9 protein-coding genes are annotated in these 10,488 nt (G+C 62.8%); 2 read left to right on the top strand and 7 right to left on the bottom strand.

All coding sequences use genetic code 11. The annotated features are described in order from the left end of the window. Positions 1 to 37: 37 nt before the first annotated feature. From ACFT1A_RS28570 to ACFT1A_RS28560, 3 genes are all read right to left on the bottom strand, one after another. Entirely contained in the window at positions 38 to 517 is a 480-nt protein-coding gene (locus tag ACFT1A_RS28570) for a DUF5130 domain-containing protein (RefSeq protein ID WP_378449748.1), read from the bottom strand. Further along, positions 504 to 767 carry a hypothetical protein gene (locus ACFT1A_RS28565; RefSeq protein WP_007730943.1) on the bottom strand — a complete coding sequence of 88 codons (264 nt, stop codon included), beginning with the start codon at positions 765 to 767 and terminating at the stop codon, positions 504 to 506. The genes ACFT1A_RS28570 and ACFT1A_RS28565 overlap by 14 nt, the downstream gene beginning before the upstream one ends. Before the next feature lie 146 nt (positions 768 to 913). Further along, the gene (locus ACFT1A_RS28560) at positions 914 to 1,612 is read right to left on the bottom strand and encodes an HNH endonuclease (RefSeq protein ID WP_378449747.1); all 699 of its coding nucleotides are present in this window, start codon (positions 1,610 to 1,612) and stop codon (positions 914 to 916) included. 182 nt (positions 1,613 to 1,794) lie between these two features. Here ACFT1A_RS28560 and ACFT1A_RS28555 point away from each other — a divergent pair, with 182 nt between their 5' ends. Then, positions 1,795 to 2,202, top strand: a complete 408-nt coding sequence (locus tag ACFT1A_RS28555) for a globin (RefSeq protein ID WP_003944464.1) — start codon at positions 1,795 to 1,797, stop codon at positions 2,200 to 2,202. 4 nt (positions 2,203 to 2,206) lie between these two features. Here ACFT1A_RS28555 and ACFT1A_RS28550 read toward each other — a convergent pair whose 3' ends face one another. Next, positions 2,207 to 2,635, bottom strand: coding sequence for a cupin domain-containing protein (locus ACFT1A_RS28550; RefSeq protein WP_378449746.1), 429 nt, complete (start codon positions 2,633 to 2,635; stop codon positions 2,207 to 2,209). Between the two features lie 170 nt (positions 2,636 to 2,805). Between ACFT1A_RS28550 and ACFT1A_RS28545 the strand changes: the two genes are divergently transcribed. Further along, positions 2,806 to 4,404 (top strand): glycoside hydrolase family 13 protein, encoded by a 1,599-nt coding sequence (locus ACFT1A_RS28545; protein WP_378449745.1) that lies wholly within the window; start codon positions 2,806 to 2,808, stop codon positions 4,402 to 4,404. Positions 4,405 to 4,469: 65 nt separating this feature from the next. Here ACFT1A_RS28545 and ACFT1A_RS28540 read toward each other — a convergent pair whose 3' ends face one another. From ACFT1A_RS28540 to ACFT1A_RS28530, 3 genes are read right to left on the bottom strand one after another with little or no spacing between them, the layout of a single operon-like run. Beyond that, complete coding sequence (locus ACFT1A_RS28540; protein ID WP_378449744.1) at positions 4,470 to 5,156, bottom strand: hypothetical protein; 687 nt, start codon at positions 5,154 to 5,156, stop codon at positions 4,470 to 4,472. After that, positions 5,149 to 5,568, bottom strand: a complete 420-nt coding sequence (locus ACFT1A_RS28535) for an acyl-CoA thioesterase (protein WP_378449743.1) — start codon at positions 5,566 to 5,568, stop codon at positions 5,149 to 5,151. Before ACFT1A_RS28535 ends, ACFT1A_RS28540 begins: the two co-directional genes overlap by 8 nt. After that, the gene (locus ACFT1A_RS28530; protein WP_378449742.1) at positions 5,565 to 10,412 is read right to left on the bottom strand and encodes an NAD-glutamate dehydrogenase; all 4,848 of its coding nucleotides are present in this window, start codon (positions 10,410 to 10,412) and stop codon (positions 5,565 to 5,567) included. The genes ACFT1A_RS28535 and ACFT1A_RS28530 overlap by 4 nt, the downstream gene beginning before the upstream one ends. Positions 10,413 to 10,488: the final 76 nt, after the last annotated feature.

The following is a 10,488-nucleotide window of genomic DNA, read 5'->3' as shown; positions in this document are numbered from 1 at the left end:
CACGAATCGAAGCGGGCACCGGCCTGTGTCTTACAAGTCAGGGCGCTGAAATTGCGGCTGCCATAACGCGAATGGCGCTGATCAGTCCGTCGATCAGATTGCCTTCACTGAAGGATGCAACAGCTGCCGTTGCTCCGAGCTGCGTAACGCGATCGGTGACCCGATCGGCGATTGCCCGCCCGCTGCGTACCTCGACGGTGCGCTGGTTGGGCGAGACTGCGATAAGGACGGAACGCTCGGCTTCGGGCGTCGTCGGGAACAATGCGTCGGCACCCGCTGCCGGATCAGAACCGAGATCACCGATGTACGCGTTGAATCGCACCTTGGTGGCCCGGGTCGCTTCCGTCATCGCGACGTCGAGCGCGACCAGATCCATGGCCTCGAACGGAAGATCGTCGGTGAACGGCTCACCGATGCGATGCACACCGGAAACACGTCCGCTGGACGTGACGACGCTGCCGACCGGCAGGTCCTCGGGCGCTACTGCGAGCGCGGTCGAATGATCACCACTTGCCACTTGCGGACCCTCCGATCAGATCAGCCGAACCGGCTTCGATTGCGTGTGCACTGCCGTGATGGCCACCGCGAACGGTGACCTCGTCGACAGCACTCCACAGCACGGGAGCGTGATCCCACGACTCACCGAGATGGAACGCCGGCGGAACCGGTCCCGGCGTCTTCTTCCCGAGGAAGGACGCAGCCGCGAAGAACGCGGTGATCAAGGCCGGAATCCCAACGTATATCAGTACTACCTCGAGAATGCTCACACCAGATAACGTAGCCCAGAACGCCAGGAAGGAAAGCGTCAGGGCCACAAATTCTCGGCCAATTTCGTTTCGGCGGCGCTGGAACACGACTCAGGCTGCGCCCACACTGAAACAAAGCTCAAGCTGCGCCCACGCCGAAACAAAGCTCAGGCTGCGCCCACGCCGAGATACGGCATCCACGCCGGATGCAATTCCTTGGTTGCCGCGAGCAGACGCCAGTGCGGGCCGGACGGCGGAACCAATTCCGCACGGAGGGTCCACCCGAGTTCGCTGAGCATCTTGTCGGCCTTGCGGTGATTGCAGGGGGCACAGCACGCGACGCAGTTTTCCCACGAATGCCCGCCACCTCTGCTGCGAGGAACAACGTGGTCGATGGTTTCGGCTTTGGCTCCGCAGTAGGCACATCGGAAATGGTCACGATGCATCAGTGCGGCGCGGGTCATCGGAATGCGGGCGCGATACGGAACACGCACGTAGGTGCGCAATCGAATGACCGAGGGAACCTGCACCGACCAGTCCGCAGAATGGACTACCGGGCCTTGTTCGTCCTCGTGGACGGTATCGGCCTTGCCGCAGGCCATGAGTACGACCGCGCGCCGTGCGGGAAGGGCGGTCAGCGGTTCGTAGGTGACGTTGAGCAGGAGCACCCGACGTTTTACCCACTCGGGGACGACGCGATCGGGAGGGAACATCTCGAGGCGAGAATGTTCTTCGGAAAAAAGTGGGTCAGCAGTGTGAGCGAACCCGTCAGGAACAACTTCCAGAACAGCCCCTAACGCGTGGTCGTTCCGCGCGCTAGTGGGCTGGAGTTGTCGGTGATTGCGTGCAGCATGTCGGTTCTTCATACGACCTCCGGGAGACTGCCCCCAAGTTGACCACGGATGATCGCGTTACGCACTCCCATTTCGAACAAAATTGCCAGGACGGCCGGTGAATTTCCGGTGAATGGGTACGCACTCCGACCTGATGCAACCGTCCTCGACCCGGAAACCGACCACTACGGCCGTCAGGCACAATGGAAGTTGCCATGAATGACGTACAGCACGACGTGCAGCAGACCTTCTACGACGCCGTCGGCGGAGCCGAGACGTTTCACAAGCTCACCGCGCGATTCTACGAGGAAGTCGCGAAGGACGAGGTTGTGCGCCCGCTCTACCCCGAGGCCGATCTAGGCCCGGCCGAGCGGAGGATGCGGATGTTCCTCGAACAGTACTGGGGCGGGCCGCACACGTACTCGGAGGAACGTGGGCACCCGCGTCTGCGGATGCGCCACAATCCTTTCGTGATCGGCCCGATCGAGCGTGATGCATGGTTGCGGTGCATGCACGTCGCCATCGCGTCCATCGACGAGAAGACTCTGAGCCCAGTGCACCGCAAGCAGTTGATCGACTACATGGAGATGGCAGCTGCGTCCATGGTGAACTCCGCCATCTGAGCGTCTACTTCGCCTTCGGTCTGAGCATGCGTGCGACTCGGCGGACTGCTCGTACTCCGAACGACACCGTGGGATGCAGGGGTGAACTCAAGATTGCGTGCTTGCGCACGTACTCGTCGACCTCCCACTCCGACCAACTGCCCGCACGGAAGAGTGCGGCATCACCGACTCCCAGGGTTCGCTTCGGGATTCCGTCGGCCTGAACGGTGACCGACCCCTCGATGATGTGCACGATCTCGTCGGCATGGAAGTACCAGCGAAAGCGCCCCTTCGTGCAATCCCAGACGTGCGTGGTCGTGGTGCCGTCTTTACTCACCGACCATTGCGCCGACCGCGCAGCTGGTGTGCCGGAGATTATCCAGTCCCGGTTGATCGGATCATCTTCGAGCAATACGTGATCCAAACTGACCGCTTCGATTGCCGACAAAGTCAAGGCCAAGCCCCCCTGGTTGAATTCTCGATGTTTTCTCCCCCGGCAGTAACATCAAAGTTGCCACATGGTGTCACCGCGTCAATGCAAAGTACACCAAGGCTAGGTAAAGAGTCACGCTTTTGCCGTGTCCAAGTCGTGAGAGTGCCGGACGTTTGGCACTATGAACTGCTGTGAGCACCCCCGCGGATTCGTCCTCTGTAAGCCGGCCCGAAGCCCCGTGGTGGAACGAGGCGGTCTTCTACCAGATCTATCCGCGTTCTTTTGCCGATTCGGGCAGTGACGGGATCGGCGACCTCGGCGGAGTCGAGGAGAAACTCGGCTACCTCGAGCTTCTCGGTATCGACGCGATCTGGTTGAGCCCGGTAATGAAGTCACCGATGGCCGACCACGGCTACGACGTCTCGGATCCTCGCGACATCGATCCCTTGTTCGGCGATCTGGCGACGATGGATTCGCTGATCGCGTCGGCTCACGAACGCGGAATCAAGGTCACCATGGATCTGGTCCCGAACCACACCAGTGATCAGCACGAGTGGTTCAAGGCGGCACTGGCGTCAGCGCCCGGCTCTGTGGAGAGATCCCGCTACATCTTCCGAGACGGTAAAGGTGAGAACGGCAGCGAACCGCCGAACAACTGGCCGAGCATCTTCGGCGGCCCGGCATGGACCCGCGTCACCGAAGCCGACGGAAAACCCGGTCAGTGGTACCTGCACATCTTCGCCAAGGAGCAGCCGGACCTGAACTGGGACAACCCCGAGGTCTTCGACGACCTCGCGAAGACTCTGCGCTTCTGGCTCGAACGCGGAATCGACGGATTCCGTATCGACGTGGCGCACGGAATGGCCAAGCCCGACGGTTTGCCGGACCACGACTGGGAGCTCAACGAGCTCATGCGCAATTCCGACGACGACCCGCGGTTCAACAATCCGGCCGTTCACGAAATCCACCGCGGAATCCGCAAGGTCATGGACGAGTTCCCGGAGGCCATGACCGTCGGCGAGATCTGGGTGAAAGACAACCAGAAGTTCGGCGAATACATCCGGCCTGACGAACTGCACCTCGGATTCAACTTCCGACTCGCAGAAACCGAGTTCTCGGCCGAGTCCGTCCGAGAGGCCGTGGAGAACTCCCTCGCAGCTGTCGCCGAGGTCGGAGGTGTGCCCACGTGGACATTGTCGAACCACGACGTCGAACGTGAAGTCACGCGCTACGGCGGGGGCGAGATCGGGACGCAACGCGCTCGGGCAATGATCCTCGTCGAGCTGGCGCTCCCGGGCGCGAGCTTCATCTACAACGGAGCCGAACTCGGTCTGCCGAACGTCGACCTGCCCGATGACGCGCTACAGGACCCGGTCTGGGAACGATCCGGGCATGCCGAGCGCGGACGTGACGGTTGCCGCGTGCCCCTTCCGTGGGAAGGAACCGAACCACCCTTCGGTTTCACCACCGGCGCAAGCACCTGGTTGCCGATGCCACCCGAGTGGTCGACGCTCACCGTGGAGGCGCAAATCGAGGACGTGGACTCGATGCTCTCGCTTTATCGCGCCGCCCTCGAACTTCGTAGCGCCAGGTCGGAGTTCTCCGGAACCGACATCGATTGGTACGGCAGTCCCCCCGGCTGCCTCGCTTTCCGTCGGCGCGGTGGTCTGATCTGTGCTCTCAACACGACGGAGGTGCCCATCGCGCTGCCGAGCGGGCAGCTGCTACTGAGCAGCGCGCCTCTCGTCGACGGTCAACTGCCCGTCAACGCGGCGGCGTGGCTGATCTGACCGACACTCTCGGACGTCGTCAGGCGGCGGCCCCATTGCACCAGTGGTGGCCGCCGTCTGAACTCCTACCGTGCAACCATCAGCGGTATCGAACCTCCGCGGTGACGGTAGATCGAGCCGAATCGTGCATCGAGGCGCACCCAGGATTTGCTTGCCCGCACCCGAACCAACTCCGACGCGTCGATCTGCTCGAGATCGATGTCGGCAGTCATCGCTTCGGATCCGGCGTGCGGAACGAATCCCATTGCGGTCAAGGCAAAAATAACTCGCATCGAGATCCCGACCGTGCCGGACGGACCACTGACCTCGAGTACGTCCTGATCGAGCAACGACGCCGGCGGACCGTGACTGCTGCCATGCTCCTGGGCCAAGGCGTTGCCCCGCTGGGCCAGTTCGATCAGCACCCGGGCGGGTACGTCGTCCAGGTGCTCGAAGCCGTCCGTGGGCGGCAACGCCCCACGCCACGCCGAATCCATGGCGAACCCCGGATCGATCAGCTCACCCGTTGCCTGCTCCACGGCAGCGAGCAATTGATCCCCGGCAGCCGAGGTGTCGTCGGGGTTGATGGTGCCCGCCACGGTTCGCGTTGCCAGAGCGTCGAAACCCGTTGGTGCCCAGACACTCAGGTGGGCATCTCCGCGTCGACGCATCCGGATGACCGTGGACTCGTCCAAGCGCAGCGCATGACCGATGAAGCCGGCCAAGTTCCTTCGCTCGGACTCCTCGGGCACGGTCAGTACACGTTCATGCACGTTGCCAGCTCTCCAGGTACTCGCGCTCAGGGCCGCTGAGACGGCGCAGACGTTGTGTGTCGATGTCGAAGGCCGCGATCTGAGTCGACGCCACGATGGACGGCGGGAAGCTGAGATCGGCGCCGCGCGGGCGAACTTCGTACGCGATGGTGAAGTCCACCGCGCGCACCTTTTCCACCCACATGAAGACGTCGAGCGGTGAATCGTCGTGCCGCAGTTGGCCGCGGTACCGCACATGGAGATCGGCAATCACGGCCCCGTCACGCAAGGTGACCGTCGGGCGTGAGTCTTCGAACAACCAAGGAATCCGCGCCTCTTCGAGCAACGTCACCATCCGTGCATGGTTGATGTGCTGGAAGGCATCCATGTCGGACCACCGAACCACTACTTCGGCGTGGAATCCTTCGCTCAACGTCCTACCTCCGATCGGGTGCCCATGCTGCGCACCATGCTACGAACCTGACGCGCCGCCACCGAGAGCGTCGCGAGGTCAAGCGTCCCAGACTCGAAGATCTCGACGAGAGCTGCCCTCGCCCGGCTCAGGCGCGAGGCGTTGGTCGATTCCCATTCGTCGATCTTTTCCTGCGGCGACTCCCCCGGCTCGCCGCCCGCCAGAACCTCCATCGTGAGCTGCCGAAGCGAACTGTAGAGGTCGTCTCGCAACGCGAGCCGCGCGAGCGAGTGCCAACGATCGCCGCGCTCGAGTCCCGAGACCGCGCTCAGCAACCAGTCGATTCCCAGATGCGCGTCCAAGGCGTAGTACAGCTCCGCGACTTCGGTGATGTCGTGATCTGCGATGTCGGCGATATCCGCGATGTCGAGCAGGCAGTAGACGTCGAGCAGCCGGAACACGTCCAGCGCCAACGCTTCCGGAGCCCCACGGTCGATCACCGACTGCGCGCGCACCAGCAGATCGTCGAGCTGATGGCCGGCGAGCAGTCCGGGAACCAGCGGGGCCGTCGCCCGATACGCTGCCGAGTAACGCGCAACCTCGGCGCCGACTGCGATCGGCTGGGGCCGATTGGCCAGGAACCATCGCGACGCCCGGTCGAGCAGTCGGCATGATTCCACGATCAACTCGTTTTCGATCTCTGCACTGACGCCCGCCGAACGGATTCGCGACCACACCTCGTCGAGTGCAAAGACCTCCCGCACAGCGGCGTAGGCACGAATCGAGTCTGTACTGCTCGCTCCGGTCTCCTCGGCCAAGCGGTAGGCGTAGGTGATTCCGCCGTTGTCGATCACTTCGTTGACGAGCATCGTCGCAACGATCTGCCGACGCAACGGGTGGGCCTTGATCTCCGTTTCGAACCGATCGCGAACAGCGGTCGGGAAGTACTGCGGGATCTGCTGGGCGAAGAAATCGTTGTCCGGCAACTCGGTTGCGAGTAAATCGTCCTTGAGTGAAAGCTTGACGTGCGCCGTCAGCGTCGCCAGTTCCGGCGACGTCAGACCCACACCGGCCTCGAGTCGACGCTCGATCTCCTTGTCGGTCGGCAACGCCTCCAGCTTGCGGTCCAGGCCACGTGCCTTGCTCAAGTCCGTCAACTGACGCCGGTGAACACCGAGCATCTGCGGCGCGGTCACCCGCGAGATTCCGAGCAGAGCATTCTGAGCGATGTTGTCCGCCAACACCAATGCGGCCACGTCATCGGTCATCGACGCCAGTAGCGGATTGCGTTCCGGTGACGGCAGCAACTGCGAGCGCACGAGCGAATCGAGAAGGATCTTGATGTTCACTTCGTGATCGGAGCAGTCGACGCCGGCCGAGTTGTCGATGGCGTCGGTGTTGATGTGACCGCCGTTGGCGCTGAACTCGATTCGTCCCAGAGCCGTCACGCCGAGGTTGCCACCTTCGCCGATCACCTTGACCCGCAGATCTTGACCGTCGACACGTACGGCGTCGTTACTCTTGTCGCCAACCTGCGCATTGGTCTCGGTCGACGCTTTGACGTACGTACCGATTCCGCCGTTCCAGAGTAGGTCCACGGGCGCGGACAGGATCGCTTGCATCAACTCCGGCGGAGAGAGCTTCGTGACTCCCTCGGCCAACCCCAGTGCGACCCGAACGCTTTCGGCGATCGGGACCGACTTGACCGTGCGATCCCAGACCCCGCCGCCTTCACTGATCAGGCTGGTGTCGTAGTCGGCCCACGACGACCGAGGTAACTCGAAGAGCCGTTGACGCTCCACGAACGAACTCGCTGCGTCAGGGTTCGGATCGAGGAAGATGTGTCGATGGTCGAACGCGCCCACCAGTCGGATGTGGCGACTGAGCAGCATTCCGTTGCCGAACACGTCACCGCTCATGTCGCCGACGCCTACCGTCGTGAAATCCTCGGCCTGCGTGTCGACACCGAGTTCCCGGAAGTGCCGCTTGACGCTTTCCCAGGCGCCCCGGGCGGTGATACCCATGCCCTTGTGGTCATATCCCACGGAACCGCCGGAAGCGAACGCGTCGCCGAGCCAGAAGTCGTACTTGGCGGCAACCGAATTCGCGAGATCGGAAAACGTCGCCGTGCCCTTGTCTGCGGCGACGACGAGGTAGCGGTCCTGATCGTCCTTGCGTACCACTCGATCCGGCGTCACAACTTCGCCGGTGGCGGCGTGCACGTTGTCCGTGATGTCGAGCAATCCGGAAATGAACGTGGTGTAGCAGGCCTTGCCGGTTTCCAGCGTCGCTGTTCGATCAGCGGCCGGATCGCCCGTCGGCAGAGGCGGATTCTTCACGACGAAGCCGCCTTTGGCGCCGACCGGGACGATCACCGCGTTCTTGACGGCCTGCGCCTTCACCAAGCCCAGCACCTCGGTCCGGAAATCCTCGCGCCGGTCGGACCAGCGGAGCCCGCCGCGCGCGACGGCGCCGAATCGCAGGTGCACGCCTTCGACCTCGGGCGAGTACACGTAGATCTCGAAAGCCGGCCGCGGCTTGGGCAACTCGCTGATCCGTGAGGGATCCAGTTTGACCGACAGATAGTCACGAGAACGACCATCGGCGTCGACGACGTAGAAATTGGTACGCAAGGACGCCTTCACCAACGAGAACATTCCACGCAGAATGCGATCGGCATCCAAGCTGAGTACCTCGTCGATGGATGCACGCAACTGCTCGTCCAATTCCGCGACGCGGATGTCGTCCTGTTTCTCGGGGTCGAACATCGCCTCGAACAACTGGACCAATGCAAACGCGGTCTGCGGATGCGTGAGTGCGATTCCTTCGATGTGGAACTGACTGTACGGAAATGTGGCCTGCCGCAGATACTTTGCGTATGCGCGCAGCACCACGGCTTGACGCCAGGACATACCGGCGCGTAGCACCAACTCGTTGAATCGGTCAGCTTCTGCCCGGCCGAACCAGACTGCACCGAACGCGGCTGTGAACCGCTTCTGGACCTCGGTCAGCGGGGCGGTACTGGTCTCGAGTGGCACCTGCGCATCGAGGTCGATCTCCACCGACGCCCGAAGATCCGCCGGTACCGACAGTCCGAAATCGTAGATCCAGCACTGAACGCCGTCGAGGCGCTGTACGACGTGCGGCCGCTCGTCGAGAACTTCGACGCCGAGTGACTGCAGCACCGGCAGGACCTGGCTCAACGAGATACCGTCGCCGCCGACGAAGAGGGTGAAGCGCCAGGCGCCAGGCGCGGAGTCGACGGCGCGATAGAGCAGCACGTCGATCGCGCCCGGTGCCAACGCCTCGAGCCTGGCGATGTCGGCGAGCGCCCGCGACGGCTCGAAGTCCTCTTTGTATCCGTCCGGCAGTACCCGCGAATACCGCTGCACCAGTTCCGGATCCACACCCGGACTTTCGCGAACAAGGTCGTTGATGCGGTCGTCCCAGCTACGACTGACTTCGGTCAACAGCGCCTGAACTCGCTCGCGGTTGGCCTCGGAGACATCGAGATGAACCGGTTCGCTGGCCGGATCGCGCCGGATCGTCACGTGCAACAACGCAAGATCGTTCTCGGTAACCCGGGCGGTGTAATCGACTGTGCCTGGTCCGAATTCGCGCCACAACAGGCTTTGCATCGCCAGTCGCACCCGCGTCGTGTACCGGTCGCGAGGTAGATACACCAGGCAGGATACGAAGCGGCCAAACGTGTCCTCGCGGACAAAGAGTCGCACCTGCCGACGCAATCCGATGCTGTGCACGGCGTGCACGGTCTCGAACAAGGTCTCGGCATCGCTCGAGAACAACTCGGTGCGCGGGAACGACTGGATGACCTCGAGCATCGCCTGACCGGAGTACGAATGCAGGTCGACACCGGCACGCGCGATTACTTCGCGGACGCGGCGCTCGATCAGGGGAATCGCGAGGACGTTCTCGTGGAGGGCGACAACGGTGAACACTCCCAGGAACCTGTGCTCCCCCACGATGTTTCCGTTGTCGTCGAGGATCGAGACGCCCACGAAGTACGGGTAGACAGCGCGGTGCACCGTGGCGGGGAACGATCCCTGAGTCAGGACCAGAAGCGGTCGATCCGGGAGATCTGCGACGGGAGGCAAGCTCATCGGGCCCTCGGTGACCGCGTCGGAGCGCAGCACACCGAGTCCACTACCCGCGACCGTACGTGATCCGTCCTTCGTGCCCTCGAATCGCCGGTACCCGAGAACGGCGTAATTTCCGTCGGCCATCCACCGCAGCAGTCGAGCGGTGTCGGAGAACTCTTCGGGGGTGATCCTGCCGGAGGCGGTTTCGGCGGCGCTCGCCAACTCGTCGGCAACGCGCAGTTGCAATGCCTTCATGTCCGGGGTGTCGCCAACCACCTGACGGACGTCTGCGAGTACTTTGCCGAGGTGCGCTTCGATCGCGTCGAGCGCGGAATCCTCGACTTCGGAATCCAACTGGACGTGCATCCAGGATTCTTGGATACCGCTGTCGCCCAAGGACATCAGATTGCCAGCGCCATCGCGTTCGACGGTCAGGATCGGGTGGGCGAATTGACTGATTCCCACACCTTGTCGGTTGAGCATCGCCGTGACGGACTCGACGAGCAACGACATGTCGTCGGTGACGATCTGAACAGCAGCGCCGAGCCCCTCGGATCCTGACGGGCGGTACACACGCCATACGGCCGTGCCCGGTGTCCGTTGCCGCCCGAGCGCAAGATGCGCGAGCAGGACTCGATCCGATCGACCGTTGATGACGTCGTCGCTGTCACCCTCGTCGATATGCGTGAAAAAGGCCTCGCGAAGACGCGTCAACAACGTCGCTTCGTCGAGGCCTGTGCCCTGCTGCCGTACACGGTCTGTCATTCCTGGCTCACATCCTTGTGGGTTCTGATCGCCGCGACCAATCTCTGACTCGAGACTAGCCGCGGCAACCAGCACC

The organism is Rhodococcus sp. NPDC057135, from assembly GCF_042670865.1.
In the GTDB taxonomy this organism is placed as follows: Bacteria; Actinomycetota; Actinomycetes; order Mycobacteriales; family Mycobacteriaceae; genus Rhodococcus_F.
Note: the sequence above shows the minus strand (reverse complement) of the source record. Positions and strands in the feature narration are given on the sequence as shown.

Coding starts and splice junctions, on each gene's coding strand:
- ACFT1A_RS28560 (WP_378449747.1), bottom strand. CDS start 1,612: ATGAAGAACCGACATGCTGCACGCAATCACCGACAACTCCAGCCCACT.
- ACFT1A_RS28530 (WP_378449742.1), bottom strand. CDS start 10,412: ATGACAGACCGTGTACGGCAGCAGGGCACAGGCCTCGACGAAGCGACG.
- ACFT1A_RS28555 (WP_003944464.1), top strand. CDS start 1,795: ATGAATGACGTACAGCACGACGTGCAGCAGACCTTCTACGACGCCGTC.